The sequence below is a fragment of the Xanthomonas sp. NCPPB 4467 genome (assembly GCF_041475665.2).
Lineage (GTDB): Bacteria > Pseudomonadota > Gammaproteobacteria > Xanthomonadales > Xanthomonadaceae > Xanthomonas > Xanthomonas dyei.
Map to the genome: position 1 here is coordinate 592,616 of NZ_CM191260.1, position 25,407 is coordinate 618,022.

Sequence of the window (25,407 nt, forward strand, 5' to 3'; positions counted from 1 at the left end):
TAGGGCGAACTAGTCGGGTGGCCAACGTGAAAAAAAATCCAGATCGCAGTATGGGAAGACGGATTTTTTTGATGCTTGTATTGGAAGTGATAGGCATGGTATTTCACTTTATGACTGTGATGATTCGGCGGAAATGCTTTCCGTTGAAATTCCAGAAAAAGTCCGTGACTCAGAAAATGGAAAAAATTTGGTCGAATCGGGATACAGGCAGTGGCCCCCGGGAAGTAATGTTGAGATAAGGGCTAATGTATCTGGGGTTTTGGTTGATCATCGAGCCCAGGGTGGAGGTGTTGTTTTTATAGTAGATAAAGTTGAAGGATTGGATGTGGCGAAAGGAAATGGTATATGAGTAATAAGACGGCACTCACAAAGTTGTGAGGAATGAAAATTCTGGACTACTCTGTACTGCCAGCAGGTAGCCGTTGCCGGATGCGCAGGCCTGCAACCGCGAAGAGGCAGTGGCCTCCGGACGTGTGGTGCTGCGGACCTACGATGCGCGCAACCGCTTGTCCTGGCTGTCCTTCCCGACAAGAACGGCGATCAGCGCTGGACCTACACGCCCGACGGCCTGCCCGCCCAGATCGAGACCACCACTACCGACGGTGGCGGCAAGACGGTGGTCAACACCTACCAATACAACCGTCGCAGGCTGTTGATCAGCGAAGGAACCGAAGGCTGGACGAGCTGGAGCCTGGGCTGGCTGGTCGACGCGCTGGGCAACATGGTGGTCGGCGTGGTCGCCGGTGCGGTGGTGCTGGGAGCGGTCACCGGGTTCCAGAAGCTGCGCGGGAACAAGGCCGCGCACTGATCTTGCCCTGGAGCGGCGAACAAACCGTAGCGAGCAATCGTCAGGTGGGTGTGGACGGCGTGCTCAGAACCGGAGGGTACGCGTGGACCATGCCGCACCGAGTACCGGCCGCATCCACCGGGCGGTGAGCACAGTGGTTTTGTTAGCCGCTCTTGGTCGCTGAGGCGACAAGCGAACTGGCGTGCACGCTGGCGATCACACGCCTGCGCCTGGCGCGTGACGCTTGCTAACCTGCTTGAACGCCGTGGGTGCGAGGTGCAGGTTGCGTCGCTGCCTGCGGTGGCACTGACGGCAGCCTGGCCGGCCTGGCCGGCGCGTACTGGCAGACATCAGGTGGGAGCGCAGCATGCAGAAGATGATCGAGGGTCTCGGCAGTGCAGGCGGTTCTTCGCCCGCAGCCACGCAGGTAGACGCAGTGCAGGTGGACGACTACGCGCACGTTGCATCAATCAGCGCGTGCTCGGCAATCGGGCGCAGACGCTTCCTGGGGTTGGGAGCTGCGGCAATCGCGGCGAGCATGGCCGGCGCACCGGTGCACGCCGCGCTGCCCACACGCGGGCCGATGCGGGCCACCTGGGTGGCGAGTGTGCTCAATCTCGATTGGCCAAGTGCGGCGTCCTCCCGGATGACTGATCCGGTTGCGCGTGTCATGGTCCAGCAGCAGGAATTGCTGACGATTCTCGACCAAGCCGAAGCGCTGCATCTCAATACGCTGGTCTTCCAGGTCAAGCCATGTGCCGATGCGCTTTACCGATCGGCGATTCTGCCGTGGTCGCCGGTGCTGACGGGCGTGCTCGGGAAAGACCCCGGTTTCGATCCATTGGCGTTCCTGCTCCACCACGCACACGCACGTGGCATCCAGGTCCATGCCTGGCTCAATCCTTACCGGGTGTCGACCGACATCAGTCAGGCCACACTGGAGATGTTGACCACTCCATCGGGCGATTCCCCGCCCAGCGTGTATGCGCATCGTCCCGAGTGGGTGGGCGTGGCCGCCAACCGGCTGGTGCTTGATCCAGGCATTCCCGCCGTCCGCCGCTGGATCTGTGCCGTTGTTGCGGAACTGATTGTCCGTTACGACGTGGATGGTGTGCAGTTCGACGATTATTTCTACAGCGAAACCGCCCAGTCGCCACTGGACGACGCACAGACCTACGCGCGCCATGGAGCAGGCTTCGCAGACAAGGGCGATTGGCGGCGCAACAACACCTATCGATTGATGCGCGATGTGGGCAGGACCATTCGTGCGATCCGGCCGCGCGTGGCCTTCGGGGTCAGCCCGGCAGGCGTGTGGCGCAATCGGCAGGACGATCCGCTGGGCTCGGACACGCAGGCAGGCGCGCCCTCGTTCGATGTCGCTTACGCCGATACCCGACGCTGGGTGCGCGAAGAACTCGTCGATTACATCGTGCCGCAGATCTATTGGCCGTTTGCACGGCAAATCGTGCGTTACGACACCATTGCGCGGTGGTGGGCCGACACCGTGGGCAACGGGCGTGTGCAGCTCTACATCGGCATGGCGTTATACAAGGTGGGTCTCGCCAATGCATTGGAGCCGGACTGGGCCGTTGCAGGCGGTGTCCCTGAGATCGCCCGCCAGTTGGACCTCAACGCTGCCTTGCCGCAGATACGCGGATGCATGCTGTTTCGCCACGGATTCCTTGCCATGCCCCAGACCGCGCAGGTCGTGGATTACCTGAAGCTGCGGTGGCAAGGGGGCTAAGAGCGGCCCACAAAACGTAGCGAGCAGTTGTCGGCCGGGTGTGGACGTCGCGCTCAGAACCGGCGTCTACGCGTGGACCATGCTCGCACTGAGCTGGCGGTGAGCACGGGCGTTCTGTCAGCGGCTCTAATCGGCGCTGACCACCCGATTCTTGCCCGCGGCCTTGGCGTCGTACATAGCGCGGTCGGCGCGGCGGACCAGCTCGTCCTGGGTTTCGTCGGTATGGCGCAGCGCCACGCCTGCGCTGAAGCTGATGAAGATCCGTACGTCCTCGTGCAGCAAGGAGCGCTGCGCCAGGGCGCGTTGCAGTCGGATGACCGCCGCGCTGGCTTCGAAGATGGTTGAGTCCGGCAGCAGCAGCACGAATTCCTCGCCGCCGAAGCGGGCAATGGCATCGGTGGTGCGCAACACCGCCTTGGCCACCTCGACGGTGTGGCGCAGCGCGGCGTCGCCGCCGGCGTGGCCGTGCTCCTCGTTGAGGCGACGGAAGTCGTCCAGGTCCAGCATTGCCACGCACAGCGGCTGGCCGCTGCGTTGGGTGCGCACCGCTTCGCGCTGGAACAGTTCTTCGAAGCCGCGTCGGTTGAGCGCGCCGGTCAGCTGGTCTTCGCGCACCAGTCCGGCGACTGCGTTGAGTTCCTGTTCGAGCGAGGCGATGCGTTGTTCGGCGTCTTCGACCTGGCGGCGTGCGGACAGCAGTTCGTCGCGCGCGGCCAGCGCCTGGGCCTGGACCCCGGCGGTGTCCTGCAGCACGTCCTGCAGCAGGCGATTGAGGTCGGGAATGCTGCGAGCCTCGCCGATCGCCTGCGAATAGCCGGCAACGCGGTCGTGGTATTCGCCGGTGCTGGTGGCCATGCCGTCGAGCCGGTCGACGAAGGACACCATCATTTCGCGCATGGCGCTTTTGGAATCGGCAATGCCCTGCTTGAGCAGGCCCTGCTTGTAGATCACCTCGCGCAGGGTGCCGCGCGCCTGTTCGATCGATTCCACGTCCAGCGGCCCGGCCAACAGCTGCCGTACCACCGAGATCTGGCCCTGCAACCAGCTGCGATCGTCCAGGAGTTCGCCGACGTTCTCCAGTAATAGGTCGAACAAACCCAGCAACAGGTTCTGTTGTTCGCTGGCATCGTCGGCGCGCAGACCGATCTGATGGCTGAGCTCGCGCAGCCGCTGCTCCAGCGTGATCAGCTCATGCCCGGGGCGCCAGTGGCGCAGTGCCGATGCCAGGGTCTGGGCTTCTTCAGCCAGTTCGGGGCTGCGTTGCAGCAAGGTGGCCAGGGCGTTGCCCAGCGAATGCCGCAGCAGGTCGCGTAACTGTTCGGCTTCGGTGCGGCCTTCGGCGATCGAGTCGCCGATATCGATGGTGCGGATGTATTTGTCGATCAGCTGGCGCAGGGTGCGGCCGTAGCCTGGCCAGTCGCCGGCCGCGTAGGCCGCGCTCAGGCGCACGCCCATGTCGCCGAGCTCGCCATGCAGGCTGGCGATGCCTTCGGCGAACGCCAGCAACAGCGCTTCGGGATGCGCGGCATGCGAAAACAAGCGAATGAGCAGCGCGGTGGCGGCCGCCGGATCGTGCGCGCCGGACTTGGTCTTGGCGGGAACCAGCTGATGTGCCGCCAGCCCCGGCGCGGCATGCGCACTGCCGCGCACGCTCGGCAGCGCAGCGACCGGGCGCGCGGTGTCCGTGCCGCCCCAGGGCAACAGACGGCGCAGCCCGCCACGCGGGCGGCTTGGAAGGTCAGGCTGGTCGGTCATGCCAGGTCTCGAAAGGTCGACGTGCTATCGCTGGTTATCGGCGCGCGCACGGGTCGCTTGAGCAGACCGGACCGTATGGCGCACTCCACAGCATGCATCCAATCGCGCCGTCACGCTGCGCGACAGCACACGAATGCTGTCATGAACAAGTTACACAGATGACAACGAACGCAGCCGCACTCTCCCGCATTCGGTGCATCTCAGTGCCAATGCACCGATGCGGGGATGTCATCGCACTGCAATGCATCGCTTATGCCTGTAGACATGCGCAATTGTGCGTAAAGGAATGTGGGCTGTCGCAGAAAAGTCAGGACATGTTCACGCATATTTTATTTGTACGGGGTGTAGATTCATCACCAAGGACGACGTGGAGTACGCGCGTCGTTCTAGCTCCTCATTCGCAGCATGTCGTCTGGCCACATCGGCAGACGATGGTTTTCGCTTCGCCGTTTTCCGTCTCCACCCACTTTACGACGGACGTTTAGATGGTTGCCACGATGCCGCTTCACGCCAACACTGCACGCCTAGAGCGCAGCACGATGATCCCCACGCTGAAGAAGAGCGGGCGGCCGCGTGATGCACGCGGGCGGTTCATTCGCCATCACGAGCGATTGCCGGTGTCGCTGGCCGATACGCGCGGTGCATTGTTCGTGGTGTCGGAGATGGCCGACTTCATCAAGGCCGGCGGTCTGGGCGATGTCGCGGCGGCATTGCCGCGCGCGCTGCGCCACCGCTACGACGTGCGTGTGTTGATCCCCGGGTATCGGGCGGTGCTCGAGCGCGCCGGCAAGGTGGAGATCGTGGGCCGCGTGTTGGCGCATGCCGCGCTGCCGGCCTGCGACATTGGCCGCATCGTGCAGTCCGATGGCCTGCCGATCTACATCCTGCTGTCCAAGGAACTGTTCGAGCGCGACGGCTCGCCGTATGTGAGCACCAGCGGTTCGGAGTTCGAAGACAACGCGATCCGCTTCGCCACCTTGTCGCATGCCGCCGCGCAGATTGCCGCCGGTCATGCCGGCCTGGGCTGGAAGCCGCGCCTGCTGCATCTCAACGACTGGCCGTGCGCGCTGGCAGCCGGCTACGTGCGCTGGTCCGGCGGCACCACCCCGTGCCTGTTGACCATCCACAACCTGGCCTACCAGGGCCTGGTGCCGTATTCGATGGCCTCGGCACTGGGCATCCCGGCCGAGCGGGTGGCCGAGCTGGAGTTCTACGGGCAGATGTCGTTCCTGCGTGGCGGCATCGTCAATGCCGACCACGTCAACACCGTCAGCATCAGCTATGCCAAGCAGATCACCGGCCCGGCGCAAGGCTGCGGGCTGGACCGGCTGCTGGCCGGCCGCGCCGCCAAGGGCGCGCTGACCGGCATCGTCAACGGCATCGACGCCAGCTGGGACCCGCGCACCGACGCCCACCTGGATGCGCACTTCAGCGTGAACCAGTGGCAGGGCCGGCAGGCCAATGCCGCCCAGGTGCGCAAGGCCTTCGGGCTGCGCGACAGCACCGGGCCGTTGTTTGCGGTGGTGTCGCGGCTGGTGCATCAGAAGGGCCTGGACCTGATCTGCGAGGTGGCCCCGCAGATCGTGGCGGCCGGCGGCCAGATCGCCGTGATCGGCGGTGGCGAGCCGGAGATCGAACAACAGGTGGCCGAGCTGACCCGCCGGTATCCCGGCCAGGTCGGTGCCTTCATCGGCTTCCAGGAAGGCCTGGCGCGGCGCATGTTCGCCGGTGCGGACTTCCTGCTGATGCCGTCGCGCTTCGAGCCTTGCGGGCTGAGCCAGATGTACGCGCAGCGCTTCGGCTGCCTGCCGATCGCACACGCCACCGGCGGGCTGATCGACACCGTGGACGACGGCGTGACCGGCTTCCTGTTCCAGCACGCCAGCGTGGAGGCCCTGCGCCGCTGCCTGGAACGCGCGTTCCGCACGTTCCGCTTGCCCAGCCTGCTGTCGGCGATGCGCCGCGCGGCCATGCTGCGGCCCAGCGGCTGGGATGTGGCCGGCAAGAAGTATCTGTCCCTTTACGAACGCACCGCCGCAACCGCACCTGCGCTTGCGACGGTGTCATGAGCGAACGGTTGGGCGTGCAAGGGCAGGGAACGGAAGGCGAGGCTGTGACCACGGAAGGAGTGTCTGATAGCGCGCTTGCCTTGCAGGCGCTGGCCGACGGAGCGCCCACCGACGCGTTCGCGGTGCTGGGCCCGCATCTGCAGGCCGATGGCCGCCGCCGTGTTCGGGTGCTGGCACCTGGCGCCGAGGCGATGGGCCTGATCGATCCACGCGGCAAGTTGCTGGCGCGCATGCAGGCCGGCGCGGTCGATGGCGTATTCGAAGGCGAGCTGGCGGTCGATGGCCCGTATCGGCTGCGCATCGTCTGGCCGGACGTGGTGCAGGAGATCGAAGACCCGTACGCGTTCGCCCCCACCCTGGACGAGTCGCTGCTGCTGCAGATCGCCGCCGGCGACGGGCAGGCGTTGCGCAGCGCGCTGGGCGCACAGCATCTGCGCTGCGGCGATGTGCCGGGCGTGCGCTTTGCGGTCTGGGCGCCACACGCCCAGCGCGTGGCGGTGGTGGGCGACTTCAATGGCTGGGAGGCGCGGCGGCATCCCATGCGTCAGCGTCTGGGCGGCTTCTGGGAGCTGTTCCTGCCGCGCGTGGAAGCGGGCGCCCGCTACAAATACGCGATCACCGCCGACGACGGCCGTGTGCTGCTCAAGGCCGATCCGGTCGCACGCCAGAGCGAGCTGCCGCCGGCCACCGCCTCGGTGGTGCCCGGCGGCGCTGCGTTTGCGTGGACCGATGCAGAGTGGATGGGCAAGCGTGCGGTGCAGGCATTGCCGGCGCCGATGTCCATCTACGAGGTGCACGCCGCCTCGTGGCGCCGCGATGGCCACAACCAGCCGCTGGACTGGACCACCCTGGCCGAGCAGCTGATCCCCTACGTGCAGGAACTGGGCTTCACCCATCTCGAGTTGCTGCCGATCACCGAGCACCCGTTTGGCGGATCGTGGGGCTACCAGCCGCTGGGCCTGTATGCGCCGACTGCGCGGCACGGCAGCCCGGATGGCTTTGCGCAGTTCGTCGATGCCTGCCACCGTGCCGGCATCGGCGTGATCCTGGATTGGGTCAGCGCGCACTTCCCCGACGATGCGCACGGCCTGGCGCAGTTCGATGGCGCCGCGCTGTACGAGCATGCCGACCCGCGCGAAGGCATGCATCGCGACTGGAATACGCTGATCTACAACTACGGCCGCCCGGAAGTGACCGCCTACCTGTTGGGCAGCGCGCTGGAGTGGATCGACCATTACCACCTCGACGGCCTGCGCGTGGATGCGGTGGCCTCGATGCTCTACCGCGATTACGGCCGTGCCGAAGGCGAGTGGGTGCCCAACGCGCACGGCGGCCGCGAGAATCTGGAGGCGGTGGCGTTCCTGCGCCAGCTCAACCGTGAGATTGCCGCGCGCCATCCGGGCGTGCTGACCATTGCCGAAGAATCCACCGCCTGGCCTGGCGTGACCGCGCCGATCAGCGATGGCGGTCTGGGCTTTACCCACAAATGGAACATGGGCTGGATGCACGACACGCTGAGCTACATGCAGCGCGATCCGGCCGAGCGTGCGCAGCACCACAGCCAGCTCACCTTCGGCCTGGTGTACGCGTTCTCCGAACGCTTCGTGCTGCCGCTCTCGCACGACGAAGTGGTGCATCGCACCGGCGGCCTGCTTGGGCAGATGCCGGGCGACGACTGGCGCCGCTTCGCCAACCTGCGCGCCTACCTGGCGCTGATGTGGGCGCATCCGGGCGACAAACTGCTTTTCATGGGCGCCGAATTCGGCCAGTGGCGCGACTGGAATCACGACCAGTCGTTGGACTGGCATCTGCTCGACGGCGCGCCGCATCGCGGCGTGCAGCAACTGGTGGGCGATCTCAATGCCACCTTGCGCCGCGTGCCGGCGCTGTATCGCGGCACGCATCGCGCCGAGGGGTTCGATTGGAGCGTGGCCGACGACGCACGCAACAGCGTGCTGGCCTTCATTCGTCACGATCCCGAAGGCGGTGCGCCGCCGTTGCTGGCGGTGAGCAACCTCACCCCGCAACCGCAGCACGACTACCGCGTGGGAGTGCCGCGTGCCGGCATCTGGCGCGAAATCCTCAATACCGACAGTGCCCACTACGGCGGCAGCAACCTCGGCAACAGCGGTCCTCTTGCGACCGAGCCGATGGGCATGCATGGGCATACGCAACGTCTGCGCCTGACCCTGCCGCCGCTGGCCACGATCTACCTGCAAGCGGAGAAATAACAATGAACCAGCGCAACGACATCATCCCGGCCTGGGGCGCATGGCCAGCGGGTGAGGGACAGGTGCGCTTCGCGCTCTGGGCACCGGACGCAACGCGCGTGGAAGTGGTCTTCGACGACGGTACGCGCAGCGCGCTGCAGGCCGGGCAGGACGGGTTCTTCACCGCCACCCTGGCCTGCGCGGCAACTGCGCGCTATCGCTACAGCGTCGATGGCGGCGCGCCGGTGCCGGACCCGGCCTCGCGCTGGCAGCCCGATGGCGTGCACGGCCCCAGCGCCGTGCAGCCCACCGACGGCTACCGCTGGCGCAACACCCAGTGGCAGGGCCGTCCGTGGGACGAGGCGGTGATCTACGAGCTGCACGTGGGCACCTGCGGCGGCTATGCCGGCGTGCAGGCACAGTTGCCGCAGCTGGCCGCGATGGGCATCACCGCCATCGAGCTGATGCCGTTGAGCGCCTTCCCCGGTGCGCACAACTGGGGCTACGACGGCGTGCTGCCGTATGCGCCGGCCGACGCCTATGGCACACCGGACGACCTCAAGGCGTTGATCGATGCCGCGCACGGCCACAGCCTGATGGTGTTGCTGGACGTGGTCTACAACCACTTCGGCCCGGACGGCAATTACCTGCACAGCTATGCCGGCGCGTTCTTCAATGCAGACAAGCCCACTCCGTGGGGCGCGGCGATCGACTTCCACAAGCCGCCGGTGCAGCGCTATTTTCTCGATAACGCATTGATGTGGTTGCACGAATACCGTTTCGATGGCTTGCGCCTTGATGCGGTGCATGCGATCACGCCCAATGCGTTTCTGGACACTTTGCGCCAGACCGTGGAGACCAGCCTGCCGTCTGGCCGCCACGTGCATCTGGTGCTGGAAAACGAGGCCAACCAGGCTTCGCAACTGCAACGCGGCTATACCGCGCAGTGGGACGACGATTTCCACAACGCACTGCATGTGTTGCTGACCGGCGAGGCCGAAGGCTATTACGCCGCCTTCGCCGACAAGCCCACCGAGCATCTGGCGCGTGTGCTCGGCGAAGGCTTTGCATATCAGGGCGAGCCGGACCCGCGTGGTCACGTGCGTGGCGAGCCCAGTGGTGCGTTGCCGCCTTACAAGTTTGTGGTGTTTGCGCAGAATCACGACCAAATCGGCAACCGTGCGCGTGGCGAGCGGCTGACCGTGCTGGTATCGCAACCGCGCTTGCGCGCAGCGTTGGCGTTGACCGCCTTGACGCCGATGATTCCGCTGTTTTTCATGGGCGAGCCCTGGGGTGCGACGCAACCGTTCCTGTTCTTCACCGACTTCGGTCCGCCGCTGGATGAGGCGGTGCGCGAAGGGCGCCGTCGCGAGTTCGCGCACTTTGCCGCGTTCGCCGACGAGGCGCAGCGCGCCACCATTCCCGACCCCAACAGCCATGCCACCTTCGCCGCCTCGCGCTCGCCGATCGGCGATGCGGCGCACGGCGACGGTGCGCAGTGGGCAGCGTGGTTCACTGCGCTGCTCGCCGTGCGTCGCCAGTGGTTGGTGCCCGGTCTTGCCGACGCGCGTGCGGTAAGCGCCAGCGTGCTGGCCGATGGCGCGCTCACCGCCACCTGGGAGCTGCCGGGCGGGCTGTGGCATATCGCCTTCAACGTCGGCCGCGCGGCCGTGCCGTTGCCGCCGCTGCGTGGACGCGTCGCATTTGCCGAAAAAGTGGAGACGTCCGCGCAGCAGTTGCCGGTCGACAGTTTCATCGCCTGGCATGAGGACCGCACATGAGCACGAACACCTTGCACACCCTGGCCGCCGCGGCCGGGGTGATGGTGGAGTGGGTGGACGCCAGCGACCAACCGCGACAGGTGTCTGAGCAGTCGGTGCAGGCGGTATTGACCGCTCTCGAATTGCCATCGGCCACTGCCGCACAACGCGAAGACAGCCTGCGCCGCTGCAAGGCGCAGGCAGATGAGCCGGCAGTGCTGCTCACCGTGCAGGTGGGCGCGCCGTTGCCGTTGCGCGTTGCCGCCAATGCGAGTGGCCGCTGGACCGATGACAGCGGCAGCAACGAAGAAGCACGTGCGGATGCGCAGGGGCAATTGCTTGCACCGCAGCGTTTTGGTTATTGGACGCTGCAGATCGGTACTCTGACCCAGCAGGTGGCAGTCGCGCCGCAACGCTGTTTCAGCGTGGCCGATGCCTGCGGCCAGCCGTCGCCGCGTGCCTGGGGCATGGCGCTGCAGGTGTATTCGGCCTGCAGTCTCGATGATGGCGGCATCGGCGATGCTGCCGGCGCTGTCGAGTGGCTACGGTACGCAGCGCTGGCTGGGGCCGATGCGCTGGCACTGAGCCCGGTGCATGCCTCGCGCCCGATCACCGGTGGTTACAGCCCGTATTCGCCCAGTGACCGACGCTTTTTCGATCCCTTGCATGCCGCACCGGTCCGCGTGTTGGGCGAACTGGCGCTGGAGGCGATCGACGAGATCGCAGGCCTGCGCCAGCGCTTCGATACGCTGCACACCAATGCATTGATCGACTGGCCCGCCTCGGCGCAGGCCAAGTGGGAGCTGTTGCGCCATCTGCACGCGCGCGTGGCGCCGGGTCATGCCGATCTGCTCGCCTTCCGTAACGCGGGCGGTGCAGCGCTGGACGGATTCGCACGCTTCGCCGCGCAGGATTACGGCGACAACGATCCGCAGCTGCATGTGTTCACCCAATGGCTGGCAGCGCGCAGTTGGTCCGATGCGCAGCGCGAAGCGCACGAGCGCGGCATGAAGATCGGACTGATCGCCGATCTGGCGGTGGGCTTCGACCCCAACGGTGCCGAAGCCGCTGCCGCCGCCGAGACGGTGTTGCGTGGCCTGGTGCTGGGCGCGCCGCCGGATGCCTTCAATGCCGATGGCCAGCACTGGGGCATCGGTGCGTATTCGCCCACCGCCTTGCGACGCAGCGGGTTTGCGCCGTACATCGCGCTGCTACGCGCGGTGCTGCGCGATCGCGGCGGCATCCGCATCGATCACATTCTTGGCCTGTTGCGGTTGTGGGTGGTGCCCGAGGGTGCCGGCTCCAACGAAGGCGCGTATCTGGCATACCCGCTGCACGATCTGCTCAATCTGCTGGCGCTGGAATCGTGGCGCCATCGCGCCATTGTGATCGGCGAAGATCTGGGCGTGGTGCCGCCGGGCATCCGCGAAGAACTCTCGCGCCGCGGCGTGATGGGCATCGATGTGCTGATGTTCACCCGCGACGAAGATGGTGCATTCATTGCGCCCGGCTTGTGGCGCCCGGATGCGGTGGCCACCACCACCACGCACGATCTGCCCACGCTCACCGGCTGGCGCGCTGGCCGCGATATCGACTGGCGACGCAAGCTCGCGCTGATCAAGCCTGAGCAAGCCAGCGACGACGCAAACCACCGCACCAAGGATGTCGCGCGGCTGGATGCAGCGGTGGAGCACGTCGGCCTGTCCAGCGACGATGCGCTGCTGGGTGCGCTGAGGTTTACCGCCAGCAGCGTGTCGCCGCTGGCCTTGCTGCCGGCCGAAGACGCACTGGCGCTGGACGAACAACCCAATCTGCCGGGCACCGTCGAAGTCCATCCCAACTGGCGTCGACGCCTGCCCGATCCCTTGCCGCATGCGCGCCTGACCACGGCGCTGCAGGGCTTTGCCGAGGCGCGTCGCGTCGCGGCCGTTTCGGAACCACAGTCATGATCGATCTTCGCGCCACCGCCCGCCTGCAGCTGCATGCCGGCTTCACCTTGCACGATGCGCTTGCGCAAGTGCCGTACTACGCCGGCCTTGGCATCAGCCATCTGTACCTGTCGCCGATCGGTACCGCGGTGCCGGGCTCCACGCACGGCTACGACAATATCGACCCGTCCGTGGTCAACCCGGAACTCGGTGGCGAAGCGGCGTTGATCGCGTTGTCGCAGGCGGCGCGCGAACACGGCATGGGTCTGATCGCCGACATCGTGCCCAACCACATGGCCACCCACGCGCAAAACGCCTGGTGGTGGGATGTGTTGCGCAACGGCCGCAGCGCCAAGCATGCCGACTGGTTCGATATCGATTGGCGTGCGCCGGGCCGCGATGGAAAGGTGTGGCTGGCAGTGCTGGACCGCCCGTACGCCACCGCGCTGGCCGACGGCTTGATCACGCTGGTGATCCAGGACGACGGCAGTGCCGCGCTGGCGCATTACGACCAACGTTACCCGATCCGTCCGCAGACGCTGGAGATCCCGGAACCATCCGCACGGGCGCAGTGGCTGCGCGACTACAACGACGGTGCCAAACGTGGCGATGGCCGCTTGCACAAGGTGATCGAACGCCAGCCGTATCGATTGAACTGGTGGCGGGTGGGCAACGACATGCTCAATTACCGCCGTTTCTTCGACATCACCTCGCTGGTGGCGTTGCGGGTCGAGCTGCCGGCAGTGTTCGATGCGGTGCATGCGCTGCCGCTGCGGTTGGTGGCCGAAGGGCACCTGGACGGCCTGCGCATCGACCATGTGGACGGGCTCACCGACCCCACCGGCTACGTGCGCAAGCTGCGCAGCCGGCTCGATGCAGCCGGGCGCACGCGCGGGCTCAAGCCCGGCACGCTGGGCCTGTATCTGGAAAAGATCCTCGCCCCCGGCGAGCATCTACCGGCCGACTGGCCCTGCGATGGCACCACCGGTTACGACTTCATGGACCAGGTCGGCGGCGTGTTGCACGACGCGGCCGGCTTCAAACCATTGGCGCGTGCCTGGCAACGCGTGAGCGGACGCAGTGGCGACTTCGCGCAGGAAGAACGCGCGGCCCGCGATGAAATCCTGCGTGGTCCGCTGCAGACCGAATTCAATCGCACCGTGGGTGCGTTGTCGGCGCTGGCACGCCTGGACCCGCCCACGCGCGAGTTCAGCCCGCAGATGCTGGCACGCGGTCTGTGCGTGCTGCTGCGCTGGTTCCCGGTGTACCGCACCTATGCAAGTGCCAAGGGCGTTACCGGCAGCGAGGCAGAGCGGCTGCGCACCACCGCTGCGCGTGCTCGCGAGGGCATGCCGGAGTCGATCGTTGCAGCGGTCGACGCCATCGAGCGCTGGTTGCTGGACGATGCCGGTGCCGACCGCGCGCAGATCGCCTTGCGGCGCATCCTGCGCCGCCGCGTGGAGCAGCTGTCCGCACCGCTCAATGCCAAGGCCGTGGAAGACACCGCGTTCTACCGGCACGGCGTGCTGTTGTCGCGCAACGAGGTCGGCAGCCATCCGACCCACTTCGCCAACGAGGCCGCCGAGTTCCACGCGCAGAATCAGCAGCGCGCCAAGCACTATCCGCGCGCGCTGCTGGCCACTGCCACCCACGATCACAAGCGCGGCGAAGACCTGCGCATGCGGTTGGCGGTGCTGTCCGAGCAGCCGAAGTGGTGGGTCGAGCAGAGCGCCCAGTTCGACGCCCTGGCCGAAACGCTGGATTCGCCGGCGCTGGCCGGTGGCGACCAGCAAATGCTGTGGCAGACGCTGGTGGCGGCCTGGCCCATCGGGCTGGGCGCCGATCAGGCCGAGCCGCTCGCCGCCTATGCCGAGCGCGTGGCGCAGTGGCTGCTCAAGGCGGTGCGCGAAGCCAAGTTGCATACCAGCTGGACCGACGGCTCTGCCGACTACGAACAGGCCGTGCAGGCGACGGTGGAGCAGGTGCTGATCAGCCGCGCCGGGCTGCCGCTGCGCCGCGCGCTGCTACGCGCCAGCAACCATATCGCCGCCGCCGGTGCGCGTAATTCGCTGGTGCAAACCACCTTGCGCCTGACCGTGCCCGGTGTGCCCGACCTGTATCAGGGCACCGAAGGCTGGGATCTGTCGCTGGTGGACCCGGACAACCGCCGCCCGGTGGATTACACACAGCGGCAGCAGTGGCTGCAGCAGGCGCGCGACTTCAATACCTTGCTGCGCAGCTGGCGCGATGGCGCAGCCAAGGCGCGCCTCACCGCTTTGTTGCTACAACTACGTCGCGAACATCCGGCGCTATTTGCGAAGGGCGACTACCAGCCAGTGAACGTTGCTGTCAGCGGCGCTGCGCAGGTGCTGGCGTTCCGTCGTCAGTATCGCGGCCAGTCGTTGGTGGTGGCGGTCACCCGGCTGGGCGCAGGCGCCCACAGCGACGGCGATCTGCCGTTGCTGGTGCCGCCGGCCAATTGGGGTCAGGCGTCGTTGGCATTGCCGGACGCCACATACCGTAATGTGCTCGACGGCAGCACGCTGCAGCCGCAGCGCGGCCGCGTGGCGCTATCCACGGTGTTTGCACGTGCGCCAGTGGCAGTGTTGTTGACCCCGTAATCGACCTTGAGGCAACTGTACGCAATGAATGACACGGAACGGCAAGCGCGGCTTCGCCAGTTGGCACAGGAGATCTGGGAGGCCGAAGGCCGCCCGGACGGGCATGCGGACCGCCACTGGGCCATGGCCGAGCGGCTGGTGGATGCCGAAGAACGCGCGGCCGAGCAGGCCGCCGAGCACGCGGCCACGCCGATCACTGCGCGCCAGTAACGCGGTGTCTGCCACCTTGCACGGGTTGTGCTGCGTGCTCATATGCGCGCGCACAGCCCGCCGCAGCCGCACACCGCGCACTGTCTTGAGTTCACCGTTCTAAGGAGTTACCGATGGCCACTCGCAAGTTCACTCAGCGCTCGCGCATCCGCGAAGGCCGTCCCAACCCCCTCGGCGCCACCTGGGATGGTCTGGGCGTCAACTTTGCGCTGTATTCGCGTAACGCCACGCGCGTGGAGTTGTGCCTGTTCGACGAGCGCGGCCGCGAGCAGGAGCGCTTGGCGCTGCCCGAATACACCGACGAAGTCTGGCACGGCTATCTGCCCGATGCCCGCCCGGGCCAGCTGTACGGCTACCGCGTGCATGGGCCCTATGCCCCCGAGGCCGGTCATCGCTTCAACCACAACAAGCTGCTGCTGGATCCGTATGCCAAGCAGATCGTCGGCGAACTCAAATGGGCGCCGCACCTGTTCGGCTACACCATCGGGCATCGCGACAAGGACCTGAGCTTCGATCGCCGCGACAGCGCGGCCTTCATGCCCAAATCCGCGGTCATCGACCCGGCCTTTACCTGGGGCCAGGACCGCCCGCCGCAGACGCCCTGGAACCGCACGGTGATCTACGAAGCGCACGTGCGCGGGTTGAGCATGCTGCACCCGGCGGTACCGCCGGAAGAACGCGGCACCTTCTCGGCCTTGAAGACAGACGAACTGATCGACCATATCAGCTCGCTCGGCGTCACTGCGGTGGAACTGCTCCCCGTTCACGCCTTCGTCGACGACCAATACCTGCTGGAAAAAGGCCTGCGCAATTACTGGGGCTACAACACGCTCGGGTTCTTTGCGCCGCAGGGCCGCTACATGTCCACGCGTACCGTGGCCGAGTTCAAGCAGATGGTGGCGCGGCTGCACCACGCCGGCCTGGAAGTGCTGCTGGACGTGGTCTACAACCACACCGCCGAAGGCAACGAGCTGGGGCCGACGCTGTCGTTCAAGGGCATCGACAACGCCAGTTACTACCGCCTGGCCGACGATCGCCGCTTTTATATCAACGACACCGGCACCGGCAACACCTTCGACCTGACCAACGTCGGCGCGCTGCGCATGGTGATGGATTCGCTGCGCTATTGGGTGCAGGAAATGCACGTGGACGGCTTCCGCTTCGATCTGGCCAGCATCCTCGGCCGCGAGCGTTATGGCTTCGATCCGTCGGGCAGCTTTCTGGATGCGGTGCGGCAGGACCCGGTGCTGAGCCAGACCAAGTTGATCGCCGAGCCCTGGGATATCGGCCCTGGTGGTTACCAGGTCGGTAATTTCCCGCCGGGTTGGGTGGAGTGGAACGACAAGTTCCGCGACAACGTGCGTGCGTTCTGGCGCGGCGATGGCGGGCAACTGGCCGAGCTGGCTACGCGCCTGACCGGCTCTGCCGATCTGTTCGATCACAGCGGCCGCCGCCCGACTGCGTCGGTCAACTTCGTCACCGCGCACGATGGGTTTACCTTGCGCGATCTGGTCAGTTACGAGGGCAAGCACAACCTCGCCAACGGCGAAGACGGCAGGGACGGCAGCGATCACAATATCTCCGCCAATTACGGTGTCGAAGGCGACACCAACGACCCGGCGATCAAGCAGCTGCGCCGTCAGCAGATGCGCAACCTGCTCGCCACCTTGCTGCTGTCGCAAGGCACACCGATGCTGCTGGCCGGCGATGAATTCGGCCATAGCCAGAACGGCAACAACAACGCCTATTGCCAGGACAACGAGCTCAGCTGGATCGACTGGACGGCCGCCACCAAGGCTGCCGCTGCCGATCAGGCCGCGTTCGTGCGCCGCTTGATTCGCATCCGTCAGCGTTACCCATTGCTGCATCGCGCACGCTTTTTCGACGGCAAGTTCGACGAAGCGCTGGGCTTGCGGGATCTCACCTGGCTGGCGCCCAACGGCACCGAGATGGACGAAGCCGGCTGGCACGACCCGGAAGCGCGCGCATTGATGCTGCGCCTGGACGGCCGCTCGCCGACCACCGGCTTGCGCGAGATCGCCGCCAACGTCACCTTGCTGATGCTGATCAATGCCGCCTCCACCACTGTGTCGTTCACGCTGCCGGCCATGCACGACGAACACTGGCGCGTGCTGGTCGATACCGCACGTCACGGCGGCCGCGTGGTGGCCGGCGGCAGCGAGTGGAAGGCGCCCGCGCATTCGCTCACCTTGCTGGCAGTGGAGCGCGACCGCGTGATCAGCAGTGCGCGCATCGTCTCCGAAGGTGGGCGTTGATGAGCGGAGTGGCCTGATGGATGTGTTGTTGGCAGGGGCGACCGGTCTGGTCGGCAAACAGGTGTTGCAGCAGTTGCTCGCCGATGCGCGCTGCACGGGTGTGGTGGCGCTGACGCGTCGCCCGTTGACGCAGATTCATCCCAAACTGCGCAACCAGGTGATCGACTTCGAGCGCCTGGACCACTGGACCGCGCCGCGCATGGAAGCGGCCATCTGTGCGCTGGGCAGCACCATGAAACAGGCCGGTTCGCGCGAGGCCTTCTACCGCATCGACCACGACTACCCGCTGGCTCTGGCGCGCGCTGCCTGCGCGCAGGGCACCTCGGTGTTCGTGCTGAACTCGGCGGCCGGCGCAGACGCGCAATCGCGCATCTTCTACAACCGCGTCAAGGGCGAACTGGAGCGCGATCTACGCACGATCGGCTTTCCCTCGCTGACCTTCGTACGCCCCGGGCTGATCGGCGGTGAGCGCGAAGAACGCCGCACCGGCGAACACCTCGGCAGCGTGGTGCTGGGCGCACTCGGCCCGATCCTGCCACGGCGCTTCCGCATCAATCCAGCCGAGCGCATTGCCGCCGCGATGGTCGCCGCTGCGCTAGCACCGGCACGTGGCGAGCATAGTGTCGAGGCGGCGGAGTTGGCTGGCTGAGCGTTGCCACCGCCATGCAGCGGTGCCAGGCGGTGGCAGCGAATGGAGACAGGTTGCTGCGAATGCAGAGCGCAACGACTGCGTTTGTAGGAGCGTGCCTGTGCGCGACGCGGCATTACCGAGATGGCCTCATCGCGCAACAGCGCGCTCCCGCCAAGCGTTGCGCACTGGCATTCCTGCACCAAGCCTGCGCTGATCACACCCCCAACGACTGCCCGCCATCCACCGCCAGCATCTGCCCGGTGATCCAGCGCGCCTGCGGCGATGCGAGGAACAGTGCGGCATCGGCGATGTGCTGCACCTGCCCGAAGCCGCCGAATGGAATGCTGTCGCGGATGCGTGCGTAGAGTTCCGGTTCGTCGCGACGCCGCTTGTCCCAGAGTCCATCCGGGAACTCGATGGAGCCCGGTGCGATCGCATTGACGCGGATGCGGTCGCGCGCAAGTTCGGCGGCCAGTGTGGTGGTGTAGTAATTGAGCGCGGCCTTGGCGGTGGAATAGGCGATCGCGCGCGGTGTGGGGCGCTGCGCGTTGATCGAGCTGATGTTGAGGATCACCGCTGCGGCGCTGGTGCGCAGATGCGGCAGCGCGGCGCGGTTGCAGCGCACGGCCGCCATCAGGTCGACGTCCAGCCCTGCCTGCCAACTGGCGTCGTCGTTGCCATGCCCGTAGCCGGAGGCGTTGTTGATCACCACGTCCAGGCCGCCCAGCGCCTGCGCTGCGGCCTGCACATACGCCTCGATCTGCGCTGCGTCGGCAAGATCGCAGGGCAGGGTATGTACCGGCGTGCCGTAGGCTTCCAGTGTCTGCGCCGCCTGGGTCAGGCCGTCTGCACTGCGCGCGCAGATCGATACGTGAGCGCCGCTGCGCACGAACGCCTCGGCGATCGCCAGGCCGATGCCGCGGCTACCCCCGGCGATCAGCACGCGTTGCGCACGGTGTGCAGAAAGAGGCATGGCGTTACTCATTGCGGAAAACCCGCATTATCGAACAGCTTGGTGCCGACATGGCCGCTGCGTGCGCTGGCCATTGTGCTGTCCAGGTGTAAGGCGTCATCGCATAAAGCGCTGCAACAGTCTGCACAGCGCTGCCCACGTCGATTGAAGTCGTTCGACAACACCTGATACTGCGCTTAGAGCAGCTAACAGGAGGACTGCGCAGCCGTCAGGCGGGCGCAGCCGGTGCTCGGTGCCCGGTGCCCGGTGCCCGGTGCGGCATGTACCACTCGTCTACTTCGGTTCTTGTGCGCTTTCCGCACTCACCTGACGACTGCTCGCTACGTTTTGTCAGCCGCTCTTGGTTCGGATACAGACGCCCTGACATAAAACACGGTCGCCGGCGCGACATCAGCGCTGGCACAGAGTCGCCACCATCTCCACGATCACACCAGCACCCAGCACCCAGCACCCAGCACCCAGCACCCAGCACCCAGCACCAGCTCCCAGTACCAGCTCCCAACACCCAACACCCAACACCCAGCACCAACACCAAAACCAAAACCAAAACCAAAACCAACACCAAACCTCAAACCTCAAACCTCAAACCTCAAACCTCAAACCTCAAACCTCAAACCTCAAACCTCCACGCAGCTGCACCTCGACAAGGCACTTCGCCAGCCCGTAGGCGACCCGGCGTGCATTGCGCAGCACAGGCCAAACCCATCATCTGCACCCCGCATCGGCAGCACTGATTGCAGCGGCGGCCGCTGTCATCTCACTGCCATCTGCAGCACGCGCAGCCTGCGCCGTAAGCCTCATCACGGCTGGCGATCAGCTCATGCCTTTCCGGTTGCTCGCCGCTAACCATTTGTTTACACAACCGCGCGGCGCTGCGGGCACAACGTGCGGGTCATTCAGTGGGAGTTGTACATGGAAACCCATATCACCGTCATCGGTGCCGGCTTCTGCGGCACCGCGCTGGTCCGTGCGCTGGCGCAGACGGCCGATGCGCAGGTGCGCATCACCCTGGTCGGTGTTGCCGACACGTTTGGCAGCGGCATCGCGTATGGCGCGGCGCGACCGGAGCATCTGCTCAACGTGCGCGCCAAGGATCTGGGCATCGATGCGCAGGCGCCCGGCGCCTTCGCCGATACCTTGCATCTGGGCGAGAGCGGGCGGCTGGAATTCCTGCCGCGGCTGGCCTACGGCGATTACTTGCGTAGCGAGCTGGATGCGGCGGTCAGTGGTGCGCAGGCATCGGTGATGCGGCTGTCGCAGGAGGCGGTGGCGGTGGAGCGCGCGCGTCGCGGTTTCCGGGTGTTTCTTGCCAATGGCGATGCCTTCCACAGCGACCGCGTGGTGCTGGCGGTCGGTGCGCTGCAGCCGCAGGCGTTGGCCGGCATCGGCCCGCGGTTGAGCGTGCATGCGCGCTACATCGGCTGGCCGTGGCAGGGCGATGCGTTGTCGCGGCTGGCGCCCGACGATGACGTGCTGATCGTGGGCACCGGGCTGACCATGGTGGATGTGGCATTGACCCTGCACGCACGCGGGCACCGCGGCCGCATGCTGGCGATCTCGCGGCGCGGATTGGCCCCGCAGGCGCATCTGCGTCAGCCCGGTGCGCCACTGGACCTGCCGCCGCATCTGCAACGTGCGCTCAAGGATGCCGATCTGCGCGGGCTGCTGCGCGGTGTACGTCAGCTCAGTGCGGTGGTGGACGATTGGCGCCGCGTGGTGGATGCATTGCGCCCGCATCTGCAGCCGCTGTGGCAGCGCCTCACGCTGGCCCAGCGTGCGCGTTTCCTGCGGCATCTGCGCCCCTACTGGGAAGTGGCGCGGCATCGCGTCGCGCCGGGTGCGGCGGAGCACTTGCAGCAGTTGCAGGCATCCGGCCAGTTGCAGATCGTTGCGGCGCGGCTGCTGCGTGCGCGTTGGGTGCCCGATGGTGTGGAAGCGGTGATCCGCCCGCGTGCCGCTGCCGATGCGCAGACGCATCGCTTCGATGCGGTGATCCGCGCCACCGGCCTGGATACCGATATCGACCGCACCAGCGACCCATTGATTGCCGGCATGCGCGAAGCCGGCCTGTTGCGCGCCGATCCATTGGGCCTGGGTGTGGACACCGATGCGCAACTGCGCGTGCGCGACGGCGCCGGGCAGATCGTGCAGGGGCTTTATTGCGTTGGGCCGCTGCTACGCGGGCGGTACTGGGAGATTACCGCCGTGCCGGAACTGCGCGTGGCGACCCGTGCGTTGGCAGAGCGCCTCCTGCTGGGTGCGACGCCGGCGTCACAGCCGGAGCGGGGGCCGGTGTCGCGCGAGGTCAATGGGCGGTAGATGTGGGTAGTTGATGCGCTGTTTGCATGAGGTGCTTGATGTGTTTGCTCGGGAACGAGATGGTGTGCGGAGCGCAGGTGCTTGCGGCGTTCGTTTGAGTCGAATGCGTCGCTTTGCTTCGCACCCTCGCCCCAACCCCCTTCCGGTGGAAGAGGGGCTCTGTGGCTGATCGCGTGCTGCCTTTGTTGGAACTGCGGGAATCTGGCGTTTGCGCATCGCGTGGGTCGTTGCGTCGTGCCAGCGCTGCTGCGCTTGTTTGATCGCGACGTGACGATGCGTCTATCGCGTTTTTACCGATCTCTGCGCGCGCAGGCATAGCCAAAAACTGTGCGCATGCGCACCGCTGCGCCACACAGCGCAAACATGCAGCGTGATGCGTAGCGCAGTGCACGCATGCGGACAGGAGTGGGTCATGTTGTGCGTCCTGGGCTATCTAAAGTCCAGGTCGCTACATCCCCCTTGCCTGCCTGGAGTTCCCCATGCCCCGTCTTGCTCCCATTGCTCTAGCCGCTGCGCTGTGCGCGTCCGCGCTACCTGCCGTCGCCAGCGAAACGCTCAATACGCGTGCCGATGTCATCGCCGCGCTGGATGCCGGTTACGACGTCAGTCTGTCCACCGATCTCAGTCTCTGCACACCCGAAGAAGGCACACCGACCACTCGGACCCGCGGTGGTCGCCATATCGATGCCTATCGCATCACCGAAGACGGCACCGTCGCATTTGCGGGGTCGCATTTCACTGTCGCCAACGATGGCAAGCCGATCCAGCAGTTCATGCGGTATCAGCTGCGTCCGGATGGCAGCGTGCGGTTCACCACCTACATGTACGACCTGCCGTCGCTGCAACAGCGCGGGCCGATGCTAGGGTATGTGTGCACGATCAATCAGGGCATCCGCTTCCACGCCGATTGAGAGCCACCGACAAAGCGATTGCGTAATCCCCGCTGACCGGTGCGATGTAACGCCGGGCCAGCGCGGGAGCTGTACAACACCACGGCCATGCGGCTGCATCCGTGCACTACCGGTGTGCCAGTCATGCGGAGTCTGCACCGCATGCGTCGGACGCACCGCCAACAATCACCCGGCGCGCATATACCTGCTCCTTCAGGCGTGCGCGCATCACCAGGAAAATCGTCATGTTGAGCTGCCGTCTTGCAGTGGTTGCTGTCGCCGTTTGCGCGACGATCTCACCGGCATTGGCCAAGCAACGCATCTCTTCGTCTGCAGATCTGATCGCCACGCTGGAGTCCGGTCATGAGGTTGCGGTATCGGTCGACCTGTCGCGTTGCGCGCCGGAGGCCGGCACCACGGCCAGCCGCAGCCGCGGCGGTGTGCGTATCGGTGCCTACCGTCTGACCGACGATGGAACGCTGTCGTTTTCCGACACGCAGTTCATTGCCGCCAGCAGCGATGGCCGGCCGTTTCAGCAATTTCAGCGTTACCAGGTGGCTCCGGACAATCGCGTGCGGCTGACCACGTCTATGTACGAGTTGCCGAGCCTGCAGCAGCGCGGCCCCCTGCTGGCGTATCAATGCACGCTCGACCAGGGCATCCGTTTCCACGCCGATTAAGAGCTGCTAACAAAACGACTGTGCTCACCGCCAAGCGCGCGCGGCAGGTACTCGGTGCGGCGCATGTATCACCTCGTACACTCCAGTTCTGAGCGCGCCGTCCACACCCACCTGACACCTGCTTGTTAAGTTTATTAGCCGCTCTACAAGGCGTTGCTTGCAGGGCACGATGCCACGCGGAGGGTGGCATCGAGCGGATCCTTGCAGGGCATCGGATGCCGAATCGAACTGCCAAGCCAGGCCATAGCCTCATTGCAACACGCGCCGAGCAGACTCCGGCGCGACCACCCGTCAGCTGTGGAAGCGGCGTCTGATCCAGGTCGCTGCAGATCAACTGCAGCTCCGGGTGCAGCAGTGCTCCCCTGGGTCTACCGCTGCTGCACCGCGACTGCGGTATCGCCGCGTTGGCAGCCGCCGCCCAACGCCTTGAAGGCGGCAACCGCGCTGCGTGCCGCTTCGGTGCGCGCCTGCACCTGTGCATCGGAGGCACGCAGCAGGCTGTCGTCGGCATTGAGCACTTCGATCAGGCTGACGGTGCCTTTTTCATACGCCAGCGCCGATGCGCCACGCGCCTTGCCCAACGCGTCCACACCTTGCGTCAGCACGGCAGCTTGTTGCTCGCGTTTGACCAGCGCGGTGAAGGCGTTTTCGACATCTTCGGTGGCGCGCAAGACTGCCAGGCGGTAGGCGGCCAACTGCTCGGCCTCCTGCCCCTTGGCCTGCGCGATCTGCGCATTGATGCGGCCGAAGTCGAATAGCCGCCAGCGCAGCCCCAGCACGCCGGACGCCTGTGCGGCATCGCCGGTAAACAGGTTGGCGCCGGAGAGGGCGGTGGCGCTACCCAGCAGGCCGCTCAGCGAGAACTTGGGGTAGTACTCGGCCATTGCCACGCCGATGCGTGCATTGGAGGCAGCCAGCCGGCGCTCGGCGGCGATCAGGTCGGGCCGGCGCCGCAACAGGTCGGCCGGCGAGTCGCTGTCGGCGATCTGCGGCGCCAGCGGGATGGGTTTGCTGGCGGCCAGCTCGGCGCGGTGGGTGCCGGGCGACACGCCCAGCATCACGTCCAGCGCGTTCATTGCCGCGACCAGGCCCGCTTCCAGGCCGGGGACGGTCGCCTGTGCCTGGGACAGCGCGCCCTGGGCCTGCTGCACTTGCAGTTCGGCGGCCAGGCCCTTGTCGTGTAATAGCGTCACCATCGCCACCAGCCCTTGCTGGGCCGCGACCTGGCGCTGTGCCACGTCCAGCCGCGCCTGCAGGCCGCGGATGCTGATGTAGATGTCGGCGGTCTGCGCGGCCACCGCCAGCCGGGTGGCCGCGGCGCCGGCCTCGGTGGCCTGGTAGTCAGCTACGGCGGCCTGGCGCCCACGGCGCAGCCCGCCGAACAGATCCAGCTCCCAGCTGGCGCCCAGATTGGCCTCGTAGACGCTGGCGTAGCGGTCGAAGTCGGGGGTGCTGTTGAGGACCTGTCCCAGCGGAGTCTCCAGCGATTGGTAGGCGCGGGTGGCGCTGCCGCTGAGGTTGCCGGACGGCAGCAGCGCAGCGGTGGCGGCGGTCAGCCCGGCGCGGGCCTGGGTGACCCGCGCGGTGGCCTGGGCCAGATCCAGGTTCTGCGCCAGCGCGGCGCCGACGTAGCGGCTCAGGTCCGGGTCGTTGAAGCCCGCCCACCAGTTGGCCAGCTCCGCCTGCGTGGTGGCGTGGCGATCAGCCAGCGCGGCCTGACCCAGGTAGTGGTCGGGCAACGGTGCATCCGGACGGGCGTAGTTGGGGCCTACCGCGCAACCTGCGGCAAGACTGGTGGCAATGAGCACGGCAAGGAGGCGCAGTGAGGGCATGACGGGACCGGAGTGGCGAGACGGTGAGTGACTATAATACGAAATAGTCACTTTTGTAAGTCGTGGGCGACGGCGCTAAGCTGTCGGAATGAACCAAGCATCCAGTTACCCTGTTTCGGGCCGCGGGCCGGCCGATCACGAGGTGCGCGACCAGATCGTGATCGCCGCCACCGAGCATTTCAGCCGCTACGGCTACGAGAAGACCGCCGTGTCCGACCTGGCCAAGGCCGTCGGCTTTTCCAAGGCGTATATCTACAAGTTCTTCGAGTCCAAGCAGGCCATCGGCGAGATGATCTGCAGCCACTGCCTGCGCGAGATCGAGGCCGAAGTACTGGCGGCGGTAGCTGCCGCTGCGGCGCCACCGGAGAAATTACGCAGTCTTTTCAAGGTGATTATCGAGGCCAGCCTGCGGTTGTACTCGCGTGATCGCAAGTTGTATGAGATTGCCACCTCCGCGGCGACCGAGCGCTGGCCGCCGGTGATCGCCTATGAAACGCACGTCCAGGCGCTGCTGCAGGACATCCTGCTGCAGGGGCGGCAAAACGGGGATTTCGAGCGCAAGACGCCGCTGGACGAGATGGTGCAGGCGGTCTATCTGGTGATGCGGCCCTATATCAATCCGTTGCTGCTGCAGCACAGCCTGGAGCACGTCGGCGAAGTGCCGGCGTTGCTGTCGGGGCTGGTGCTCAGGAGCCTGGCTCCATAAAATTTGTTCGTGACCA

At 66.0% G+C, this 25,407-nt stretch carries 18 protein-coding genes, 4 other RNA genes and 1 pseudogene; 17 read left to right on the forward strand and 6 right to left on the reverse strand.

The window, feature by feature from the left end:
• The first annotated feature begins 133 nt into the window (after window positions 1–133).
• Both ACCQ06_RS02525 and ACCQ06_RS02530 read left to right on the forward strand, forming a co-directional pair.
• Window positions 134–349, forward strand: a complete 216-nt coding sequence (locus ACCQ06_RS02525) for a hypothetical protein (protein WP_316690042.1) — start codon at window positions 134–136, stop codon at window positions 347–349.
• A 330-nt stretch (window positions 350–679) separates the two neighbouring features.
• Window positions 680–808, forward strand: a pseudogene (locus tag ACCQ06_RS02530) (DUF808 domain-containing protein); the annotation flags it as partial.
• Between the two features lie 14 nt (window positions 809–822).
• On the opposite strand, the gene ACCQ06_RS02535 reads toward ACCQ06_RS02530, so the two are convergent.
• Window positions 823–899: non-coding RNA, sX9 sRNA (locus ACCQ06_RS02535), on the reverse strand.
• A 255-nt stretch (window positions 900–1,154) separates the two neighbouring features.
• Between ACCQ06_RS02535 and ACCQ06_RS02540 the strand changes: the two genes are divergently transcribed.
• Window positions 1,155–2,531 (forward strand): glycoside hydrolase family 10-like protein, encoded by a 1,377-nt coding sequence (locus tag ACCQ06_RS02540; protein ID WP_228322897.1) that lies wholly within the window; start codon window positions 1,155–1,157, stop codon window positions 2,529–2,531.
• Window positions 2,532–2,535: 4 nt separating this feature from the next.
• Here the strand turns inward: ACCQ06_RS02540 and ACCQ06_RS02545 are convergent.
• Window positions 2,536–2,612, reverse strand: a non-coding RNA gene (locus ACCQ06_RS02545) — sX9 sRNA.
• A gap of 45 nt (window positions 2,613–2,657) precedes the next feature.
• Window positions 2,658–4,286, reverse strand: a complete 1,629-nt coding sequence (locus tag ACCQ06_RS02550) for a diguanylate cyclase (RefSeq protein WP_316690043.1) — start codon at window positions 4,284–4,286, stop codon at window positions 2,658–2,660.
• Between the two features lie 485 nt (window positions 4,287–4,771).
• Here ACCQ06_RS02550 and glgA point away from each other — a divergent pair, with 485 nt between their 5' ends.
• The 8 genes from glgA to ACCQ06_RS02590 all read left to right on the forward strand — a co-directional run bounded on the left by glgA (window position 4,772) and on the right by ACCQ06_RS02590 (window position 18,009).
• Window positions 4,772–6,355, forward strand: coding sequence for a glycogen synthase GlgA (glgA, locus tag ACCQ06_RS02555; RefSeq protein ID WP_316690044.1), 1,584 nt, complete (start codon window positions 4,772–4,774; stop codon window positions 6,353–6,355).
• Window positions 6,352–8,586, forward strand: coding sequence for a 1,4-alpha-glucan branching enzyme (locus ACCQ06_RS02560; protein ID WP_316690045.1), 2,235 nt, complete (start codon window positions 6,352–6,354; stop codon window positions 8,584–8,586). Before glgA ends, ACCQ06_RS02560 begins: the two co-directional genes overlap by 4 nt.
• A gap of 2 nt (window positions 8,587–8,588) precedes the next feature.
• Complete coding sequence (gene treZ / locus ACCQ06_RS02565) at window positions 8,589–10,346, forward strand: malto-oligosyltrehalose trehalohydrolase (protein WP_316690046.1); 1,758 nt, start codon at window positions 8,589–8,591, stop codon at window positions 10,344–10,346.
• Complete coding sequence (locus ACCQ06_RS02570) at window positions 10,343–12,274, forward strand: 4-alpha-glucanotransferase (RefSeq protein ID WP_316690047.1); 1,932 nt, start codon at window positions 10,343–10,345, stop codon at window positions 12,272–12,274. The genes treZ and ACCQ06_RS02570 overlap by 4 nt, the downstream gene beginning before the upstream one ends.
• Complete coding sequence (gene treY / locus ACCQ06_RS02575; RefSeq protein ID WP_316690048.1) at window positions 12,271–14,874, forward strand: malto-oligosyltrehalose synthase; 2,604 nt, start codon at window positions 12,271–12,273, stop codon at window positions 14,872–14,874. The genes ACCQ06_RS02570 and treY overlap by 4 nt, the downstream gene beginning before the upstream one ends.
• A gap of 24 nt (window positions 14,875–14,898) precedes the next feature.
• A complete protein-coding gene (locus tag ACCQ06_RS02580) occupies window positions 14,899–15,084 on the forward strand; it encodes a DUF2934 domain-containing protein (RefSeq protein WP_039424237.1) in 186 nt (61 codons plus the stop codon).
• A gap of 113 nt (window positions 15,085–15,197) precedes the next feature.
• Complete coding sequence (glgX, locus tag ACCQ06_RS02585) at window positions 15,198–17,360, forward strand: glycogen debranching protein GlgX (RefSeq protein ID WP_104614315.1); 2,163 nt, start codon at window positions 15,198–15,200, stop codon at window positions 17,358–17,360.
• Between the two features lie 16 nt (window positions 17,361–17,376).
• Entirely contained in the window at window positions 17,377–18,009 is a 633-nt protein-coding gene (locus ACCQ06_RS02590) for an NAD(P)H-binding protein (RefSeq protein WP_316690051.1), read from the forward strand.
• A gap of 196 nt (window positions 18,010–18,205) precedes the next feature.
• Here the strand turns inward: ACCQ06_RS02590 and ACCQ06_RS02595 are convergent, their stop codons facing one another.
• Entirely contained in the window at window positions 18,206–18,964 is a 759-nt protein-coding gene (locus ACCQ06_RS02595) for an SDR family NAD(P)-dependent oxidoreductase (protein ID WP_316690053.1), read from the reverse strand.
• 260 nt (window positions 18,965–19,224) lie between these two features.
• On the opposite strand from ACCQ06_RS02595, the gene ACCQ06_RS02600 reads away from it, so the two are divergent.
• From ACCQ06_RS02600 to ACCQ06_RS02610, 3 genes are all read left to right on the forward strand, one after another.
• Window positions 19,225–19,300: non-coding RNA, sX9 sRNA (locus tag ACCQ06_RS02600), on the forward strand.
• A 576-nt stretch (window positions 19,301–19,876) separates the two neighbouring features.
• Window positions 19,877–21,283 (forward strand): FAD/NAD(P)-binding protein, encoded by a 1,407-nt coding sequence (locus ACCQ06_RS02605; RefSeq protein WP_316690054.1) that lies wholly within the window; start codon window positions 19,877–19,879, stop codon window positions 21,281–21,283.
• Between the two features lie 479 nt (window positions 21,284–21,762).
• A complete protein-coding gene (locus ACCQ06_RS02610) occupies window positions 21,763–22,194 on the forward strand; it encodes a VirK family protein (protein ID WP_104614319.1) in 432 nt (143 codons plus the stop codon).
• Window positions 22,195–22,315: 121 nt separating this feature from the next.
• Here ACCQ06_RS02610 and ACCQ06_RS02615 read toward each other — a convergent pair whose 3' ends face one another.
• Window positions 22,316–22,486, reverse strand: a complete 171-nt coding sequence (locus ACCQ06_RS02615) for a hypothetical protein (protein ID WP_228323010.1) — start codon at window positions 22,484–22,486, stop codon at window positions 22,316–22,318.
• On the opposite strand from ACCQ06_RS02615, the gene ACCQ06_RS02620 reads away from it, so the two are divergent.
• Together ACCQ06_RS02620 and ACCQ06_RS02625 are read left to right on the forward strand one after the other, a co-directional pair.
• Window positions 22,419–22,853: a VirK family protein gene (locus ACCQ06_RS02620; protein ID WP_228322905.1), complete on the forward strand. Its 435-nt coding sequence runs from the start codon at window positions 22,419–22,421 to the stop codon at window positions 22,851–22,853. The two genes, ACCQ06_RS02615 and ACCQ06_RS02620, sit on opposite strands and share 68 nt — an antisense overlap.
• A gap of 63 nt (window positions 22,854–22,916) precedes the next feature.
• Window positions 22,917–22,993: non-coding RNA, sX9 sRNA (locus ACCQ06_RS02625), on the forward strand.
• A gap of 228 nt (window positions 22,994–23,221) precedes the next feature.
• Here the strand turns inward: ACCQ06_RS02625 and ACCQ06_RS02630 are convergent.
• Window positions 23,222–24,685 (reverse strand): efflux transporter outer membrane subunit, encoded by a 1,464-nt coding sequence (locus ACCQ06_RS02630; protein ID WP_316690055.1) that lies wholly within the window; start codon window positions 24,683–24,685, stop codon window positions 23,222–23,224.
• A gap of 88 nt (window positions 24,686–24,773) precedes the next feature.
• On the opposite strand from ACCQ06_RS02630, the gene ACCQ06_RS02635 reads away from it, so the two are divergent.
• Window positions 24,774–25,391 carry a TetR/AcrR family transcriptional regulator gene (locus ACCQ06_RS02635; protein ID WP_228322907.1) on the forward strand — a complete coding sequence of 206 codons (618 nt, stop codon included), beginning with the start codon at window positions 24,774–24,776 and terminating at the stop codon, window positions 25,389–25,391.
• Window positions 25,392–25,407: the final 16 nt, after the last annotated feature.